Here is an 18,178-nt window from a genome sequence, read left to right on the forward strand (position 1 = left end):
ATGAGTCACGTCTTCCACCGCTCCGCGCTCAGCGTTCCCCCATCCGCCATCGCGGCTGACGGAAACTACATCTTCGATGCGTCCGGCCGGCGCTACCTCGACGCGTCGGGAGGCGCCGCGGTCAGCTGCATCGGACACTGTGATCCGCGCGTGGTTGCCGCCGTTTCGCAGCAGATCGCCCGGCTGGACTATGCCCATACCGGCGCCTTCACGAACGAGCCGGCGGAAGTGCTCGCGACACATATCTGCGAGGCGGCGGGTGAGGGAATGGCCCGGGTCTATTTCGTTGGATCCGGATCTGAGGCGGTGGAGACCGCGATCAAGATGGCGCGCCAGTGCCAGATCGAGCGTGGGCAGTCGGACCGCCACGTGGTGATCTCGCGCCGTCAGAGCTACCATGGCAACACCCTCGGAGCGCTCGCGCGCTCGGGTAGTGAGGCCCGCCGCTCCCCCTATGCGCCCCTGTTGCCGGAACGGGCGCAGATCGCGCCCTGTTTCTACTACCGCTACGCCGAACCGGGCGAGACGCCGGAGGCCTACGGGCGCCGCGCCGCCGATGCGCTGGAGGCGGAGATTTTGCGCCTGGGGCCGGAAAATATCGCGGCCTTTCTGGCCGAGACCGTTGTCGGCGCGACGTCCGGCGCGGTCGCGCCGGCGCCCGGCTATTTCAAACGCATCCGGGAGATCTGTGACCGCTACGGCGTGCTGCTGATCTGCGACGAGGTGATGTGCGGTGTCCATCGCACCGGACCCTTCCTGGCCTGCACGGATGAGGGCGTATCCCCCGACATCGTAACGCTCGCCAAGGGACTGGGGGGTGGCTACCTACCGATCGGGGCCGTTGTCTGCCGGGCCGAGGTCTACGACAGCTTTGCGACGGGCTCTGGCGCGTTTATCCATGGGCACACCTACATGGCGCATCCGGTTGCCTGCGCGGCGGCTCTTGCGGTGCAGCGGGTGATCGTCGAGGACGGATTGCAGGCCCGGGTCGCCGCGCGAGGTGCCGAGCTGGATGCGGCACTTCGGGAGCGCCTGTCGCAGCATCCCCATGTCGGCGATATCCGCGGCCGCGGACTGCTCTACGCGGTCGAACTGGTTGCCGACCGGGAGACGGCCTCGCCGTTTCCGGCGGCGCGAAAGCTTGCGACCGACATCGGTGCGCGAGCAAAGGCCCAAGGGCTGCTCGTCTATCCTGGCAGCGGAACCATCGATGGTACCCATGGCGATCATATACTGCTCGCCCCGGCCTATTCGATTGGAGAGCAGGAAATCGAACTGATCGCCGATGGCCTTCTCTCCTCGATTGACGCGGCGCTGGCGGGCTCTGGCAGATAGGCCGATTCCCGGCCTTGCATCCGGGCGGTTCCGTCGCGAACTTTACCGGATGAAGGCCATCTGCGATTATCTGCTACGTCACAACACCAAGCCAAAGCGCTTCGTTTGGACCAAATCCGCCGAAGATACCCTCGCCAGAGAACGCAGCGCTCTCGATAAACTCGATGCAATCCGAGGGAACAGGTAATAAGCGTCAGACTCGCGGCGCTAAAGGAAATGTCTGAGACCTTGCGACCGTTTTATCGTTCGTCAATTACGCCGGCATGACGCTAGAGGTCATCGACGGGACGTCCGGCGAGGTGGGCCAGGCACAGCTCATCGTGGCGGCCTTCGGCGCCTCGAATCTGGGCTATGCCGAGGCGACTTGGGTCCAGACTGCGGTTTTCTTGCGCAATGGCCAAGTCACACTGTTAGCCGAGCGTTTGTTCACAAATGTCGCGTAGGTGGCGGATGTAGGTATTCGAACCGAGAAAGACCGTGTGCGCGAACCACAGTTTCATCGGTTCCATCTCGGCCAGCACGAATTTCGCGACACGGGGATGACCGTCCGGCACGCTCCATTCGGGGACCACGCCGTATCCTAGTCCCGCTTCGACCAGCCTCGTGACCGAGGTGCTGCCCGACGCGGTTGTGGATATTCGTGGCGGGACGCCGATGCGCCGTTCGAGGTAGTCGGAGGCGCGCACCCGGACGGTCTGACCGCTTTCATAGGTAACGAAGGGGCGATCGCGGAACGTCGAGAGATCCGGCTGGATCGGATCGATCCCCCAGTCCGCGGGCCAGATCAGCGCAAGGCGGTAGGTGCCCAGCAGTTTTTGAGAAATCGCTGGGTGGCTGAAGCTGCGTTCGCTGATCGCTGCGTCCAGCGCTCCATCCATCATCATCTGTTCCAGCGTTGTGTCGCGTTCGTAAAAGGCCAGCTCGATCTCCGGGGCCTCTTCGCGGAACTGTTGCAGGATGGTCGGAAAAAACTGGTGAAACAACGCCTGCGGCACCCCGACACGCAGGAGCGAACGGACATCGTGCAACAGAACTCCGATGCGTGACAGGATCGTGTCCAGCTCCTGGCCGAGCGAGGCATGAAGGGCCTTCCCCTGCGGCGTCAGGTTGACACGGCGAGAACCCTTCTCTGCTTCGATCAGACGCGCGCCGTAAAGCTGCTCCAGCCGACGAACGTGGTTGGCGGCGGATTGATACGACAGGTTCAGCTCGCGCGAGGCCCCCGAGAAGGATCCGGTCCGCGCGACAAGGTGGAAGGTCTGCAACAGGGAAATATCGACCTTCGCGCGCTTGCGCCCCTGATGTTCACCGTCGGTAATGGTCCGTCTCCCCGCTGGCGTGGCTGTCCTTCGCCTCGCGGTCGAGCAGAGCAAAGAACGGGCTTTCGCGCAAGCGGGCGACGGGGACGGCACCCGGCGCGATCAGCCCGCGCAAGGGGGGCCGACCCGTCAGAACGAGGTCGAGCATCGCGGCCACGTGGGCGGCCGTCGTGGTCGCGATCGCGCTGTCCCGACGACCATCGGAGCGTGGCGTCGCGCGCAGGGTGCGTTCACTCCAACGAGTTGGGCGTCCCGGTTCGACGGTGCGCAGGGCGATCACCACTCGGTCGTCGTCGCTCTGCGGGAGAGAGGACAACAGCAGGCTTTTCAAACGATAGAGCTGGCGGGACAGGCCAAGGTCTTCCAGGAGGAAGCGGATATAATCGAGATGGCCGGGGTAGCGCAGCGTCTTGAAAACCAGTCCGCGCACCTCGCCTGCGTGGCGCGCGGCCAGCGCATCGAGGCTTCCGGCCGTTGTGAAAGCCTCAAGCCGTTGGCCGCCGATCTCAACCTCTTCGCGTTCTGACAGGGGGGCGATCCGGTCAAGGGCCCAGTCGCGCAGACACAGGCAGGGCTGGGTATATTCATCGATGAGACCCGAGACCCCCCAGATATTGGCATATCCTAGCCGGTTTGTCGGATCGGCGGGCAGGACGCCGACGAAAACGGTGACCTCGGCCTGGGGGCCGGCGGCGGCAAGGTCGGCCGATGCCAGTGCGGTGACATAGCCGGGGGCGAGGCCGCAGCCTGGTGCAAAGCCAACCTTGGCAGGTGCCGCTACGGCGGCCTTCCCCACTGCCTTTGCCGATACGGCGCTTTCCAGCACGTCGAGGTAATGGCACCCCTGCGTGGCGGCGCAGGCAGCGATGTCCGGGGCACTGTCGGCGGCATCGGACACGATCACCGCCGCCTGTCCCGTCATCGCGCGTAAGAGCGCCTCGCGATAGGATGGACCGGCGATCGGCCGCGTGTGGTAGCCTGCGATCTGCGCCGCGTGTAGCCCGTCGCCGTCGCGATCAGCAATCGTTGGGCAAAAGCGGCCATCGGCGGCCAGAACGTCGGCGATGCGCCGCGAGAGGACGCCGCAGCCAAGGATGAGGATGGGATGCGCCACGGTCAACGCCCCACCTCAGCCGTGGAACCGCGAAAGGAACGCCTTCAGCCGCTCGGACTTTGGGTTGCGTAGGATCTCTTCGGGGCTGCCCTCCTCGGCGATGCGGCCGGCCTCCATGAAGATCACACGGTTTGCCACATCGGCGGCAAAGCCCATCTCGTGCGTCACGAGGATCATCGTCATCCCCGCATTCGCTAGGCGGCGCACGACAGTCAGCACCTCCCCCACCAGTTCCGGGTCCAGCGCCGACGTGATCTCGTCCAGCAGCAGGACATCGGGGTCCATGGCCAGCGCGCGGGCGATGGCCACGCGCTGCTTCTGTCCGCCCGACAGCTGCGAGGGGAAGAAGTTCGCCTTCTCGGCGAGCCCCACTTGGGACAGCAGGTCCATCGCGTGGGCCTCGGCCTCGGCCCTGGATTTGTCCAGCACGACACGGGGCCCCTTGGTGACATTGTCCAGCACGCTCAGATGCGGGAACAGGTTGAAATGCTGGAAGACCATCCCGACATGGCGACGCAGGTCCCCCATGCCGATCTTCTTGCCGTCGCCCTTGAAGCGGGGCAGGACCTCCTTGCCACGAAAGTGGAAGGTGCCGCCGGAGGGTGCCTCCATCATGTTCAGGCAGCGGATAAGCGTGGATTTCCCGGATCCCGACGGGCCGATCACGCCCAGCACGTCGCCACGCGTTAGGGTCAGGTCGATGCCGTGAAGGACGGTCAGCGCCCCGAAGGTCTTAGTCAAGCCCGAGATCGAGATGACGGAGTTTTCCGCGATGGCTTCAGGCTTGGTCATTGGACACTCCGATCAGTCATGGCGCCGCATGCGGCGTTCGTAGTGATCCGCGATCTGGGTCAGCGGGAACAGCATGGCAAAATAGAGGATTCCGGCCAGCGTGTAGGATTCGAGCGGCCGATAGGTCTGGGCGTTCACCTCGGACGTCATGTAGGTGAGCTCCGCCACCGATATCGCATAGAGTAGCGAGGTGTTCTTTAGCTGGATCACGGACTGGTTGATGAACGCCGGCAGCATGTTTTTTATCGCCTGCGGCATGATGATGTGACGCATCGTCTGGCGTCCCGACATACCCACGGCCAGCGCGGCCTCGGTTTGGCCTCGGTCAACCGCGAGGATCCCGCCACGAAAGATCTCGGCGTAGAACGATCCCACGTAAAGTGACAGGGTCATCAGGCCCGCCGTGGTATTCGAGATGTTGATGCCCAGAAGCATCGGCAGCGCGTAATAGGCCCAAAGGATCTGCACCAGCAGCGGCGTGCAGCGGAAGAGTTCCTGATAGACGCGCGCCACCAGGCGCAGAAGGCGATAGTTGGATAGGCGGGCAAAGCAACTTGCCAGGCCGATGACGATACCAAAGGCGATTGAGCCGACCGTGTAGAGGAACGTGGCCCACATGCCCCAGAGAAACAGGTCGAACGACTGCAAGACCGCGTAGAAGTCCCAGTGATACATCAGTGAGTGCTTTCTGTTCTCTGGGTGAAAGGGAAGGGGAGGGGCCGGGGGCAGGGTTCCCCCGGCCGGCCATTCAGCCGTTGAAGGAGAAGCCTTTCGGCAGGTCGTCCAGCGTGATTCCGAAGGGCTTCAGGCCGTCAATGATCCAGGTCTGGTTGTTGCCCACGCGGCGATTGTAGTCCGCCCAGGCCGAGACGAAGGATTTCCACTGGTCGTCGGTATTGTAGTTGATCCCGATGACCGAGGGCGACGACAGCAGCGGCTTCGGCACGATGACCTTGCCAAGCGCGGGGTTCTTCTTGACCATCACCATTCCGTTGAGAACCGTGTTGATCACCGCGTCCGCTTTGCCCGTTGTCAGTGCCAGAACGGCCTGATCGCGTGTCTGGAACCGCAGTATGTGCGCTTTGGGCAGGTATTGCTTGGTGATCTGGTCTTGCGCCGAGCCGAGATCGACGGCGATCGTATATTTGGGATTGTTGAGTTGCGCCCAGCTCAGCCCGTCTAGCTCGGCCTTGGGTGAGATGATGACGAAACTATTGTAATAGGTCGGATGCGAGAACTTCACCGCCAAGGCGCGCTTGGGAAGCGCGGTTAGCGCGAAGGCCACGTCCACCTTGCCGGATTCGACATCGAGGATCGAGTTGGCCCAGCTCGATTCCACGACCTGAAGCTTCACGCCCAGGTCCTTGGCCATGTCGCGGCCCATCGCGACGGCAAAGCCGTGCCATTCCCCGGTGCGCGGATCCTTCGAGAAATAGGGATCTTCGTTCAGGATGCCGGCCATGCGCAGCACGCCGCGGGCCCGGATCTGGTCAACCTTGGATTTCTGCTGCTGCGCCTGTGCGGGGCTGAGCGAGATGCTAAGCGCGGCCGCGGCAAGGGCGGCGGCGGTCGCCAATCTTTTCAGAAGGGTCATGGGGTACTCCATGTCGGACGGTTTCGGTCAAGTGTTTCTGTCCGGCTTCTCGCGATGCTGACCTGGCCGGTTGGGAGCATGCGAACCCGTTTCAGGCCCCATTTCAATACAAGATTCCAGCGCCATCCTGTAAAATTTCTTATATTTCAGAAGATTTTTGATCGTTAGGCGCGCTCTGTTTTGCGCGTCCTCCAATGATATTTGTATGTTGACCGGTACATTTTGCATCGTCCAGCGGGGTGGGACGGCGCTAGCCTAGCGTTATCGCAACCCGTGGAGTTCGCCTTGACCCCTTCCCCCGACATCGACGTGGCGATTGCCGGTGCTGGCGTGATCGGCGCATCAACGGCCTGGCACCTGGCCCAAGCCGGCCTCAGGGTCGCCATCATCGACGCAGAGGGACCAGCCGCCGCCGCCTCGGGCGCCTCCGACGGCGCGGTCTCTGTCGCCTCGAAGAAGCCCGGCGTGATGGCGCGGCTGGCCTCGGCCTCGCTGGCGCATACGGCGACCCTGGCCAAAGGGGGGCCCTTGTCGCGCGCCTTCAGGCGGCGGCCGTCCTTCCTGTTTGGGCAGGGCCCGGAAGAGGCCGCCGCGCTAGATGCGCTCGCGGCGAAGCTGGCCCAGATCGGCGGGCCAGTGTCGGTCGAAAACGATGGTGGCGCCGCGCTTCTTCCCGGATGCGGCATGGGCGTGGACCGCATCGTTCGGCTGATGGGCGAGGGACATATGCCCGGCCACAAGGCGGTGCACGGCTACCTTGCGTCGGCGGGTGATCGCGTTCAACGGATTTGGCCCGCGAGGTTGAAGGGGCATGAGGCCGACGCCACGGGCGTCACTCTCGATCTGGGCATGTCGCAGCTGCGTGCAGGCTTCCTGATCGTCGCAGCGGGGCTTGGCGCCGGAGAGCTTTGGCCGCAGCTGCCGCTGATTCCGCGGGCGGGGCAATTGATTGTCACCGACAGCGGCCCAGCGGGTGTCCTACCCGGAGCGCTGACTGCCGCGGCCTATCTTCTGGCCAAGACCCGCGATGGCGCGCCGCCGCCGCGCCCGCCGGTGGTTATCGACCCTCTTTCGACCGGCCAATACCTTGTCGGTTCCACCCGCGAGGCGCATGGCGATCCCCGCCTGAACGACTTCGCCACGATCGCAGCCCTCATGGAGCGGGCGGCGGCCGTCTGGCCCCCGCTTCTCGGCCGGCGGATCATCCGTATCTTCACCGGCGTGCGGGCGGCCGTGGCCGACGGGCTGCCCGTGTTTGGAACCCTGCCGGACAGCCCGCGCGTTCTGCTGGCGACCGGTTTTGAGGGCGACGGCATCTGCCTTTCAGCGCTGATCGGGCGGGAGGCCGCGCGCATCGCCTGCGGCGATGGTGTGACGGCGGGGCTGGAGGCCGACCTGGCCGCCCTCTCGCCCACACGGTTCACCAAGCACGCGAGGTGGGGAGCAGCATGACCGAAAGCATCCTCTGGCAGGGCCGTATAGTGCCGTTCGAAGTTGGCGACACGGTCGCCGGCGCGCTGACGCGTGCGGGCATCGCCGACTTCGGCGCGGGCAGCCGGGGCCAACGCCGGGGCGTCTTCTGCGGCATCGGCCAGTGCCAGTGCTGCCTGGTGACCGTTGATGGCTGCGTGACCGAGGCCTGTTTGATGCCGTGCGCGCCGGGGCTGTCGGTCACTCCTGAGATGGGGGCCGAAGGATGACCGGACAGGTGGTTCTTGTGGTCGGCGCCGGTCTTGCCGGACTTGGCGCCGCTGTCGAACTGGTGCGTGCAGGGCAGCGCGTCACTGTGGTGGATCAGACCCAGGCGGCGGGCGGGGCGATCCATCGTCAGCCGCTTCCGGGTCGCCCGTCGATTGCGCGGACCGCCGAGCATCGCCGATGGCAATCCCTGATGGCCGAGGTGCGGGCGGCGGGCATCGAGATCCGGACCGAGACCCGGTTCGGCGGGATCGATTCTACGGGTGAAGTCTTGCTGACGGGCGCCGCGCCCGGTTTTCTGCGGCCCAAGGCGCTTGTCCTTGCAACTGGCGCACGCGAGGCGGTGCAGCCGCGCCCTGGCTGGACGCTGCCCGGCGTGATGACCGTGGGGGCGATCCAGACCTATCTGAAGACACAGGCCGCCCCGCCGCTCGGGCGGATCGCGCTGGCGGGCTCCGGCCCTCTGCTGCTGGCCGCCGCGGCGCAACTATGCGCGCTTGGCCGGCCCCCCGTCGCGGTAATCGAGGCGGGCCGCCCCTTCGCCCATCCCCTCGCGGCGCTTCGCCTGCCGCCCGGGTACCTGGCCGAGGCGGCGGCCTACATGCGTCGCCTGGTCGTCGCGCGGGTGCTGATTCTAACGGCAAGCCACGTCACCCGTATCAGCGAAGACGCCGCGGGACTTACGGTCGAGATTGAGCGGGGCGCCCGGCGCCGACGGCTTGCCTGCGACCTCGTCGGGTTACACGATGGGATCCGTCCGAACGACGCGGGCCTGCCCGACATTGCGCCCATCCCCGTCGTGCGCTTAGGCGACTGCCGCGAGGCGCTTGGCGCAAGGGCGGCGCTTGCCGATGGGCGCAACGGCGGGCGACGTCTTGCGGCGCAGCTTTCCGGTACGCTTGCGCCCGCCCTGTCTCAGGAGTTGCAGCGTCAGCGCCGAGCGCAGGGGCTGCTTGCTCGAATCTACGCCAATGACGGGGCCGACCGGCTGGCCACGCTGCCGGGGGATACCGTGTTGTGCCGGTGCGAGATGCGCACGCTGGACGACCTGCGTGCGCTTGGCCCCGCGCCGACCGACAGGATGCTGCGGCTCGATGGCCGCTTTTCGATGGGCCCCTGCCAAGGCCGCTTCTGCGCCGAATGGGTTCAAAGGCTGGCAGGACGCAGCGGGCCGGCCCGCCGCATTGGGGCGGCACGCTATCCCGCGGCCCCGATCACCGTTGCCGATCTGCTGGCCGCACAGAAATCAAGAGAAGGAGAGTCCCCATGACAGCCGCCGCCTCCCGGTTTGCTGCCGAAACAGGTACGCTTGAGGTGTTCAACCCGTTCGACGGGAGTCCCGTCGGCTTTGTCCGCGAAAGCACGGCCAGTGGAATCGACCAGGCCATCGAAGAGGCGCGCAGGGCAGCGGCAGACTTCCGCAGCACGACCCCGGCCATGCGGCGGGTTTTGCTGGAGCGGCTGGCTGCACTTGTTGCCCGCGATGCCGAGCCAATGGCGCGGACGATCGCTGCAGAGATGGGCAAGACCCTGACGGAGGCGCGCAACGAGGTGCGCCGCGCGCAGAACACGCTGCGGCTTTCGGGTGATGCGGCGACCTTTCTGGACGGCGAGGTGCTGAATTGCGCCATTGTGTCAGGCGGTGCGGACCGGCAGGCGGTAGTGACCTATGTCCCGGTGGGCGTCGTAGGTGCGATCACGCCGTTCAACTATCCGGTCAACCTGCTCTGCCACAAGCTGGGTCCGGCCATCGCCGCTGGTAACGCGGTCATCGCCAAGCCCTCGCCCAAGGCGCCGCTGGCGGCCGATCACCTCGTGCGGTTGACGGTCGAGGCAGGATTCCCCGACGGGCTTGTGCAGATCGTGCATGGCGGTGCCGATGCCGCGGTGGCGTTGGCGCAGGGCGGGATCGACCTTTTGTCCTTCACCGGCGGCCCTAAGGCGGGCCTCGCGCTCAAGCGCGCATCGGGGCTTGTGCGCTGTCTGATGGAACTGGGCGGGAACGATCCGCTGTTTGTGATGCCCGATGCCGACCTGGAGGCTGCCGCCCGCACCGCCATCGCCCATCGCTTCGAGATCGCGGGCCAAAGCTGCGCGGCGGTCAAGAAGCTCTATGTGCACCAGGCCGTGGCCGGAGCCTTCACCGCTCGGCTTGCAGAGATGGTCGCCGCACATCGGGCGGGCGATCCGATGGCCGAAGACACGGAAATGGGCCCGGTTATCGACGCCTCCGCCGCGCAAGAGATCATGGATCGGCTTGATCAAGCTCAGGCGATGGGCGCGCGGCTGGTGCAGGGTGGAACCCGGCTCGGAAACCTTATCGCGCCGACCCTGATTGAGGATGTCCCCCCTGAGGCGCGGCTTTGGGCCCAGGAGACGTTCGGACCTGTTCTGGCCATACGGCGCTTCACCGATCTCGATGCCGCGGCGGCAGAGGTTAATGCCACGGCCTATGGCTTGCAGGCAGGGATTTTCAGCAATGACCATGCGGCGATCCGTAAACTCTCGCGGCAGTTGCAGGTGGGCGGGCTCATGGTGAACGAAGGCCCGGATTTCCGCGCCGAGCATGTTCCATTCGGCGGCGTGAAGCAGTCAGGTCTTGGGCGTGAGGGTGTGCGCATCGCTCTGCGTGAGATGAGCGAAACCCGCGTGGTGATCGACTGATGCGGGTCGCGGTGCTGGGCGCAAGTGGCAAGGTCGGCCGCGAAGTTGTCGCGTTGATCGAGGCGGCAAGCGATCTTGCCTTGGACGAGGCGATTGGTGGGCGGGATGGCTCAGCCCTGGCAGCGGCGAGGCTTGGTGCCGAGCTGCTGGTGGACTTCTCGACACCTGCCGCGGTGATGGCGCTTCTCGAACGGTTGGATCCGTCGCATTCCCTGGCCCTAGTCATCGGCACGACCGGTTTTTCGGAAGCACAGAGCGCGCGTCTTCGGGCCGAGGCGGAACATCGTCCGGTGCTGGTCGGGGCAAATTTCGCCCACGGCTTTGGGCCGTTTCGCGCTGCCTTGGTGGCCCTTGCCGTGGCGTTGCCACAGGCGCGGCTGGCGCTGTCCGAAACGTATAACGCCGCCAAGAAGCCGCAGCCCTCGGGCACGACGCGGGGCCTTCTGACCGATTTGGCGGCTATGGATCGCGTGGCCAACGTTGAGGTTCACCGCATCGGCGATACGCCGGGCATTACCGAGCTGCGCTGTGATCTCGGTGTGTCCGAAATCACCCTGCGCATGGCCGTGGCCGGTCGCCCTGCCTATGCCGCCGGTGCGCTGGCCGCCGCGCGCTGGCTGCGTGGGCGGCCAGCCGGATTCTATACCCCTTCCGACATGCTGAGCGAGGATCACCCATGACTTCCCCCACCCGTTTCGACGGCATTTTCACGGCGCTCGTTACGCCCTTCACCGCAGCCGGCGCCATCGACTGGGCCGCGCTGGACCGTTTGGTTGTCCAGCAGATCGAGGCGGGCATCGCGGGCCTTGTTCCCGTCGGTACGACGGGTGAGGCGGCAACCTTGTCCGAGGCTGAGCAGCTCGCCGTCATCTCGCACGTGGTCAACCGGGCCGATGGGGCTGCTTATGTGATGGCGGGCGCCGGCACCAATGACACGGCGCGTACGCTGGACACGACGCGACGGGCGACCGAGGCCGGCGTGGACGGCGTTCTGCTTATCACGCCCTACTACAACCGACCTAGCCAGGAGGGATTGGTTGCGCACTTCACGGCTGTGGCGACGACGACGCGTGCGGATGTGATGCTGTACTCGGTTCCTGCCCGGACCGGCGTGACAATTGCGGCAGAAACCGCTGCGGAACTGTCGCGCAGTTGCGGGAATATCGTCGCGATCAAGGAGGCCGGCGGCGATCCCGGCCGGGTCACCACGCTGCGGGCGGCTTGCGGGCCCGATTTCGCAGTGCATTGCGGCGACGACGGGCTGGCGCTGCCGTTCTACGCGCTTGGCGCCTGCGGCCTGACCTCGGTCCTGTCGAATCTGCGCCCGCGAGATGTCGTCCGGTTGCACCAGGCCTGGCGCAGCGGCGATCACGAGACCGCACTGGCGCTGCACGATCACCTTGCGCCGCTCGCGGCGGCCATGTTCCTGGAGCCAAGCCCCGGCCCGGTGAAACACGCGCTGGCGATCGAAGGGCTGATCGAGGACAAGCTGCGCCTGCCGATGATGCCGGTATCCGCCGCCGCCGACCGGCATCTGCGGTCACTGATGGGACAGGCCACCGGGCAATGATACTGTTCGGCCGTCAGCTTCGGAGGAGATCAATCCCATGCGACGCTCCTCCGGTTGCCGAGGGCGCATTTGCCTGTTTCCCTCGCAGAGTGGGTTACTTCTGGCTTTGTCATCTGTGGACGCCCCCGGGGGAGAGCCTTCGAACGCAACCGCTGAGAAGGAGGAACCCGATGCGGATCGTTCGAATTGGGTCGGACTTGGCGAAGTACGTGTTCGAAGTTCATGGTGCCGACGCGGAGGACAGGGTTGTGCTCCGGAAGGCGCTGCGACGGGATGGGGTCGCTCAATTCTTCGCCGAATTGCCGACCTGCGTCGTTGGCATGGAGGCATGCGGCGGCGGCCACTACTGAGCAAAGGTGTTGTCCGATCTCGGGCACGAGGTGCGCCTGATCTCGCCGCAGTTCGCGACGCCCTACGTGAAGTCGAACAAGAACGACCGCAATAATGCTGAGGCTATCTACGAGGCTGTCGGCCGGCCATCGATGCGGTTCGTGCCGCCAAAGTCGCCCGAACAGCTGGCGCTTCAGGCGGTGCATCGCATCCGCCAGCGCTTGGTCTCAGACCGGACACGACTGGTGAACCAAATCCGGAGCCTTCTGGCCGAGCATGGCATCGTGATCGCGCGCGACATCTCCCACCTGCGCAGCGCCCTCGGGGAGATCGCTGATGGAGCAGATGCCGGCCTTGGCGATCTGATCCGGGACCTGGCGCGGGACGTGCGCGAGGAGTTGGTCGAGCTGGACCGACGCATCGCCAGGATCGAGGGCATCGGTCCGGTGACGGCGACGGCATTGGTTGCGGCAGTGGGGGATCGGACCTGCTTCAAGAACGGGCGCCAGTTCGCCGCCTGGCTGGGACTGGTTCCCAAGCAAAGATCAAGCGGAGGGAAGGCGCGGCTCTTCGGGATCAGCAAGCGGGGCGACCGATACCTGCGGACGCTGATGATCCACGGTGCCCGTGCTGTCCTCGGCAAGGCCGGTGGCAAGCAGGATCCGAGAAGCCAGTGGATCGGGCGGATGCGCGACCGGGGTCACCCGAACGTGGTGACCGTCGCGCTCGCAAACAAGAACGCCAGGATCGTCTGGTCCATCCTGTCGCGGGGAGATGATTGCCACTCCGCTCAGGTGGCCTGAGGGCAACAGCGAAGAAACAGAACGCGGGAGGTCTCGCTCCGGAACATTGCAGCACACTGGCAGGAGATGGTGAAAGGGTCACGGCCCGTCGCTTCGTGAACCTGATTTGTGAACCGGCACGGCGATCGCCGGTGTCTTGGGGCTGTTGAGGTCGAAGCGTGCGGAAACCCATCGGGGCTCGCGGCGACGATGTATCGGCCCGCATCAGGAAACCGGATATACGTCAGCAATCGTGACGCTCAACCCAGAACCCGCCAGACCGTTGCAGTCACGTGGGGTCCATATACGTCCACATATGATAACGCCTGATAACGCCGTCCAAACAGCGGACGAAGCTGTCGTCCTGTGCGGGATTTTGAGTGTCCACCTTGTTTCCAGTGGCTAGTTTAACGGATCGTCGCCTAATCGTCTCTGCGGCGCCGGTCAGAAGGCAGGAATACAGTATGGCCCAATCCTTTGACCGCCTCGTGGAGCGGCAAATCCAGAAGGCTCTCGCGGAGGGCAAGCTGCGCGGCCTCGAAGGCGAGGGGAAGCCACTGCCCGAGCGCTCAGGCGAGGCTTTCATCGACACGGCGACAGCAGTGGCGGCCCGCATAATGGCCGAGGCAGGCGCATCGCCCGAGCAATTCAGAATCAAGAAGCTGCTGGAAGCAGCGAAGCAGAGCTACAGGGAGGCAGAGGGCGACGATACCAAACGCGTTGCGATGGCTCTGATCGCTGACCTCCAGCAGCGCTACAACATGGCCGTGGAAGCAAGGCGGCGGTTCATGGGGTCATAGCCCGACGCGGCCGCTCGTCTGCTGCGCAGCATTCGACACAATGGGCTCGGTGTTGCCCTTCGCCGCGCGCGGCGTGAAGGGCAGCAAAATCCGCTGATACGCCTTTCTTGGGGCATAGCATTGGTCGAAGCACGACCCTTGATCAAGAGCTTCGCATCGCTGAAGGGTCACGGCAACGTGTCAGGGCTGATGGTGTCGGTGAAAGAAAACGTTTCCATGATGGACAACAATTGCGCAGCGTGTCAGTCATGAACTTGATGGTGTCCGGTTCTTCAGGACCGGCTGAAAAGGGAACGCGGTGCGGGTCTTGACCCTATTCCGCGACTGCCCCCGCAACTGTGAGCGGAGAGCGACTGCGAGATTGACCACTGGGCCGTGCGCTCGGGAAGGTTCGTGGAAGCGATGATCCGCAAGTCAGGAGACCTGCCATCTCCGGCGCCAGACGCGCCGCAGTCGACTTGAACCCGGGCGGGGCACCCCGGGAGGGAGAGACCTGGATGGACCACAACGGCCTGTCGACATCGCTGCTTCTCGCTTGCGCCCGCTCACCTGTGCGGAGGGCGCAATGCTTCTGGAACACACAATACTGCAACTCGACATAGGACTGGTGCCCCCCGATCGGGCGCGCGAGCTTGGACAGCTTGGCTATATGCAGTGGCTGGGCGCATTGCCCGGTAATCTAGGCTACCGGCAGGAGGCCGAGCGGGCCTATTCGCTGGCTTGCCCATTCGCGGTTACTTCCCCTGCAATCGCCATATTCTGCGACCTGGTGAATACCTCCATCCGATCGCCACTTGCGCCGTTGGCGCTCTCCATGCCCGCCAAACGACGGCGTGGCGGGGCCCGCGCGCGGCGCGCACTGACAGGAGGCTGAAGGAATAGGATCCGCTTCGCCCCTTACAGCAGTCCCTCTCGTCAGCGGTCGGTTTTCTACCAAGCGGACACTCCGATTGCTTCCATGGGCGGGATCGCTGTTGTCTATTTGATGGAGCCCTGACCCGGTACATCTTTCATGTTCGGCTGAGGCGCTCAGTCGATTATCAATAGTGGTCATTGACACAGGAGTTTGTCAAAACGGATGATATGGGGACCAAAGGACCACCCGTAGGCCGGCCTGAACCCATCGAGGGCCGACCGATCCATTTCAGCCTGCTTCTTTTTGCTGGCTTTCCGTTCATGGCCTTCGCCTCGGTGATCGAGCCGCTTCGGGCCGCGAATGTCATTTCCGGCCGACAGTGCTATTCTTGGTCCATCGTCGCGCCGGAGGCTGCGCCAATCCGGGCGTCGAGTGGCTACGCATTGCAGCCCGATCATTCGGTCAAGGAAGCGCCAATCCCCGACCGGATCGTTGTGTGCTCGGGCGGCGATGCCGATACGCTCAAATCCGAAGCTTCGCTGCGATGGATCCGGCGGGCGCTGCGGGCCGGCGCTAAGCTGGGCGCGGTCGCCGATGCATCCTTCTTTCTAGCGCGAGCCGGCCTGCTTGATGGTTACCGCTGCACCCTGCATTGGACCAGCCAACCGGCCTTCGGCGAGGCTTTCCCCCGGGTCGAGCTCGACCGCTCGCTCTTCGTAATCGACCATGACCGTTTCACGGCAATCGGCGGTGTGGGCAGCTTCGACATGATGCTGGCCCTGATCGAGAAGGATTTCGACACCGCTCTGGCCCTCTCGGTTGCGGACTGGTTCGCACACTCGCCCCTGCGATCGCCGCTCGATCGCAGCCAGATGCCGCTCCGACTTCGTAGTGGGATTCGCGACGAGATAGTTCTGGCCTGCGTCGAAGACATGGAGAATTCGGCTGAGGACGCCCTGAGCGTCAGTGTACTTGCCGCTCGCCGCGGCATCTCGCGTGACCGTCTGGAGCGGGCCTTTCGCGCCGAACTGGGCGACACGCCGGGACGTTACATGCGCAAGCTCAGGATGCGCCGTGCTCGAGACCTGCTCATCCACTCCCGCCTGCCCGTGCGGGAAGTGGCACTCTCTTGCGGCTATGGCGACCCCTCCGCCTTCGCTCGTGCCTTCCGTGCCACGTTCGGCGTCCAGCCCGACAGTATCCGCCGCAGCTGATCACGTAGTGGGACGGCAAACGGCATAGAAATCACGGCAAACGGCACGAACGAATCGCAGCCGATTTGGATACTGGGCCCGCGGACAGGAGGGTTCCAATGAGCATCGTCGTATTCGATCCCGACAACACTGATGACGTCGACTGGAAGGACCGGATGCGTCATCCAATGGCAGAGGACCCGGCCGGCGGCATGTGGCTCTCGGATACAGAGCCAAGTTTCATCAATACGGTGAAGCTCCGGGCCGAGCGGCTGGCCCGACTACGGAGCTGGATGGTGCGCGACGGCTATGGCGGGGTGGTGCTCTTCGATCCGTATAACCAGCGCTATGCCACCGGAACGCGCAACATGTTCGGTTACTTCCTGAGGAATTCCACCCGCTACTTCTTCATTCCCGCGGAAGGCCCGGTGGTGCTCTTCGATTATCCGCAGAGCTATCATGTCTCCGCCTCCGCTGACACGGTGGACGAGGTCCGCCCGTCAAAGCTCGTCTGGTCAGCTGTCTCTGGCAAGGACGGTGAGACGGTACGTCCGTTCGCGCAGGAGATCTCTGACCTGCTGAAGTCTCATGGCGACGGTTCGATGAAGATCGGGATGGATCGCTGCTCGCATATCCAAGCGGTTGCGCTTGAACAGGAGGGCTGCGAGGTCGTCGACGTCGCGGGTGCGATCCTGACGGAGGTTCGCGCGGTAAAGACGAAGGAGGAGGTAAAATGCCTTCAAGCCTCCATGGCCGGCGCCGAGGCCGCGGTGGCTGCGGTCCGCGAGGCGATCAAGCCAGGGGTGACGGAACAGGAGCTCTTCGCTGTCATGTATCATGAGGTGATCCGCCAGGGTGGCGAGTTCATCGAAACCCGGCTTCTGACGTCTGGTCAACGCACCAATCCCTGGTTCGGCGAGGCGTCGGGCCGTGTCGTCCGACCGGGAGAGCTGGTGGCACTCGACACCGACACGATCGGATGCTTCGGCTACTTCTCCGACTTCTCACGGACGTTCCGCTGCGGCCCTGGCTCGCCCACCCGCGAGCAGAAGACGCTCTACCGCATGGCGTGGGAACAGGTGCAGCACAACATGTCGATCATGAAGCCTGGAATGGAGTTTCGCGAAATCGCCAATAAGGCATGGAAGATCCCGGAGAAATACGTGGAGCAGCGCTACACCTCGGTGATGCACGGGGTTGGCATGCATGGTGAAACGCCCTTCATCGCTCATGCGATGGACTACAACACCTACGGCCGCGACGGCATCCTGCTGCCCGGCATGTGCCTCTCGGTCGAAAGCTACATTGGCGAGAAGGGCGGCAAGGAGGGTGTGAAGCTTGAAGACGAGGTTCTGGTGACGGAAACCGGCATCGAGCTGCTGTCGCGCTTTCCATACGAGGAAGAGTTTCTGTCGGGCGAACTCTGATGCACCAGCCGCTGGCCCTGCCGCTGCAAAAGACGGCGCTCGTCGTCGTTGATCTGCAGGAGGAACATCGCGCGGACCAACGCTTCCTCGTCGCGGATTTTGGATCTGTCCTGGCCCGCGCGGCGCAGTTGATCGACGCCGCGCGGGCGTCAGGAGTGCCGGTCCTGCATGCGGCCTATGTACGCGACTTTACGCTTGTGCCGCCGCGCAAGCTGGAGCCGCTCGGTGCCAGTGGCACGCCGCTCTTCAGTCCGCTCGGCCATGCGCTGACCGAGATCTGCCCAGAGGTAGCGCCGGCGCCCGGCGAATTCGTCCTGCGCAAGAACGACGCGAGCTGCTTCAGCGCCGCGGCGTTCCTCGCCGAGGTCACTCGCATCGGGGCCACCCACCTCGTCGTCTGCGGCGTCTGGACGGAGGCCTGCATCGCCGCAACCGTCCGCGATGCCGTGGCTGAGGGGCTGCGCGTTGTGCTGGTCAAAGACGCGTGTGGCTCCGGCACGGCGACGATGCATCAGACAGCGCTGCTCCACCTCGTCAACCGAATGTACGGCGGGGCAGTGACGGTGACCGAGGCTGCGGTAGGCCTTCTTGCCGGCGCCACCCGCCCGGTTTGGCAGCTGCAGGGCTCCGCCCCCCTCCGCTTCGAGATCGATACGATAGCGCGGGACTACGACGCGCTCTGAACCGGCCCTCGGAAGAGGCCA

At 64.7% G+C, this 18,178-nt stretch carries 17 protein-coding genes, 1 pseudogene and 1 riboswitch; of the genes and pseudogenes, 13 read left to right on the forward strand and 5 right to left on the reverse strand.

Features of this window, described 5'->3' with window-relative positions; translation table 11 throughout:
- Entirely contained in the window at positions 1 to 1,335 is a 1,335-nt protein-coding gene (locus tag EIP85_RS14485; protein WP_127902930.1) for an aspartate aminotransferase family protein, read from the forward strand.
- Positions 1,336 to 1,745: 410 nt separating this feature from the next.
- Here the strand turns inward: EIP85_RS14485 and EIP85_RS14495 are convergent, their stop codons facing one another.
- From EIP85_RS14495 to EIP85_RS14515, 5 genes are all read right to left on the reverse strand, one after another.
- Positions 1,746 to 2,600, reverse strand: a complete 855-nt coding sequence (locus EIP85_RS14495; protein WP_164871743.1) for a LysR family transcriptional regulator — start codon at positions 2,598 to 2,600, stop codon at positions 1,746 to 1,748.
- A gap of 40 nt (positions 2,601 to 2,640) precedes the next feature.
- Positions 2,641 to 3,768 (reverse strand): saccharopine dehydrogenase family protein, encoded by a 1,128-nt coding sequence (locus EIP85_RS14500; protein ID WP_241560056.1) that lies wholly within the window; start codon positions 3,766 to 3,768, stop codon positions 2,641 to 2,643.
- A 15-nt stretch (positions 3,769 to 3,783) separates the two neighbouring features.
- Entirely contained in the window at positions 3,784 to 4,560 is a 777-nt protein-coding gene (locus EIP85_RS14505; RefSeq protein ID WP_127902933.1) for an amino acid ABC transporter ATP-binding protein, read from the reverse strand.
- A 12-nt stretch (positions 4,561 to 4,572) separates the two neighbouring features.
- Positions 4,573 to 5,235, reverse strand: a complete 663-nt coding sequence (locus EIP85_RS14510; protein WP_127902934.1) for an amino acid ABC transporter permease — start codon at positions 5,233 to 5,235, stop codon at positions 4,573 to 4,575.
- A 73-nt stretch (positions 5,236 to 5,308) separates the two neighbouring features.
- On the reverse strand, positions 5,309 to 6,154 hold the full coding sequence (locus EIP85_RS14515) for a transporter substrate-binding domain-containing protein (protein ID WP_127902935.1): 846 nt from the start codon (positions 6,152 to 6,154) through the stop codon (positions 5,309 to 5,311).
- Positions 6,155 to 6,439: 285 nt separating this feature from the next.
- Here EIP85_RS14515 and EIP85_RS14520 point away from each other — a divergent pair, with 285 nt between their 5' ends.
- The 12 genes and pseudogenes from EIP85_RS14520 to EIP85_RS14575 all read left to right on the forward strand — a co-directional run bounded on the left by EIP85_RS14520 (position 6,440) and on the right by EIP85_RS14575 (position 18,157).
- On the forward strand, positions 6,440 to 7,606 hold the full coding sequence (locus EIP85_RS14520; protein WP_164871744.1) for an NAD(P)/FAD-dependent oxidoreductase: 1,167 nt from the start codon (positions 6,440 to 6,442) through the stop codon (positions 7,604 to 7,606).
- Positions 7,603 to 7,854 carry a 2Fe-2S iron-sulfur cluster-binding protein gene (locus EIP85_RS14525; RefSeq protein WP_127902937.1) on the forward strand — a complete coding sequence of 84 codons (252 nt, stop codon included), beginning with the start codon at positions 7,603 to 7,605 and terminating at the stop codon, positions 7,852 to 7,854. The genes EIP85_RS14520 and EIP85_RS14525 overlap by 4 nt, the downstream gene beginning before the upstream one ends.
- Positions 7,851 to 9,122 carry an FAD-dependent oxidoreductase gene (locus tag EIP85_RS14530; RefSeq protein ID WP_127902938.1) on the forward strand — a complete coding sequence of 424 codons (1,272 nt, stop codon included), beginning with the start codon at positions 7,851 to 7,853 and terminating at the stop codon, positions 9,120 to 9,122. The genes EIP85_RS14525 and EIP85_RS14530 overlap by 4 nt, the downstream gene beginning before the upstream one ends.
- Positions 9,119 to 10,516, forward strand: coding sequence for an aldehyde dehydrogenase family protein (locus EIP85_RS14535; protein ID WP_127902939.1), 1,398 nt, complete (start codon positions 9,119 to 9,121; stop codon positions 10,514 to 10,516). The genes EIP85_RS14530 and EIP85_RS14535 overlap by 4 nt, the downstream gene beginning before the upstream one ends.
- Positions 10,516 to 11,196, forward strand: a complete 681-nt coding sequence (locus EIP85_RS14540) for a dihydrodipicolinate reductase C-terminal domain-containing protein (protein WP_127902940.1) — start codon at positions 10,516 to 10,518, stop codon at positions 11,194 to 11,196. Before EIP85_RS14535 ends, EIP85_RS14540 begins: the two co-directional genes overlap by 1 nt.
- A complete protein-coding gene (dapA, locus tag EIP85_RS14545) occupies positions 11,193 to 12,086 on the forward strand; it encodes a 4-hydroxy-tetrahydrodipicolinate synthase (RefSeq protein WP_127902941.1) in 894 nt (297 codons plus the stop codon). The genes EIP85_RS14540 and dapA overlap by 4 nt, the downstream gene beginning before the upstream one ends.
- A 170-nt stretch (positions 12,087 to 12,256) precedes the next feature.
- Positions 12,257 to 13,219 (forward strand): annotated as a pseudogene (locus EIP85_RS14550) (IS110 family RNA-guided transposase).
- A gap of 443 nt (positions 13,220 to 13,662) precedes the next feature.
- The gene (locus EIP85_RS14555; protein WP_127902942.1) at positions 13,663 to 13,998 is read left to right on the forward strand and encodes a DnaJ family domain-containing protein; all 336 of its coding nucleotides are present in this window, start codon (positions 13,663 to 13,665) and stop codon (positions 13,996 to 13,998) included.
- A gap of 241 nt (positions 13,999 to 14,239) precedes the next feature.
- A riboswitch (cobalamin riboswitch) is annotated at positions 14,240 to 14,443 on the forward strand.
- Positions 14,444 to 14,563: 120 nt separating this feature from the next.
- On the forward strand, positions 14,564 to 14,872 hold the full coding sequence (locus EIP85_RS14560) for a hypothetical protein (protein WP_127902943.1): 309 nt from the start codon (positions 14,564 to 14,566) through the stop codon (positions 14,870 to 14,872).
- Between the two features lie 179 nt (positions 14,873 to 15,051).
- Positions 15,052 to 16,068, forward strand: a complete 1,017-nt coding sequence (locus EIP85_RS14565; RefSeq protein WP_206615545.1) for a GlxA family transcriptional regulator — start codon at positions 15,052 to 15,054, stop codon at positions 16,066 to 16,068.
- Positions 16,069 to 16,166: 98 nt separating this feature from the next.
- Complete coding sequence (locus EIP85_RS14570; protein ID WP_127902944.1) at positions 16,167 to 17,474, forward strand: M24 family metallopeptidase; 1,308 nt, start codon at positions 16,167 to 16,169, stop codon at positions 17,472 to 17,474.
- Positions 17,474 to 18,157, forward strand: a complete 684-nt coding sequence (locus tag EIP85_RS14575) for an isochorismatase family protein (RefSeq protein ID WP_127902945.1) — start codon at positions 17,474 to 17,476, stop codon at positions 18,155 to 18,157. The genes EIP85_RS14570 and EIP85_RS14575 overlap by 1 nt, the downstream gene beginning before the upstream one ends.
- The last annotated feature ends 21 nt before the right edge of the window (positions 18,158 to 18,178 follow it).

The organism is Solirhodobacter olei (assembly GCF_004010155.1).
In the GTDB taxonomy this organism is placed as follows: domain Bacteria; phylum Pseudomonadota; class Alphaproteobacteria; order Rhodobacterales; family Rhodobacteraceae; genus Solirhodobacter; species Solirhodobacter olei.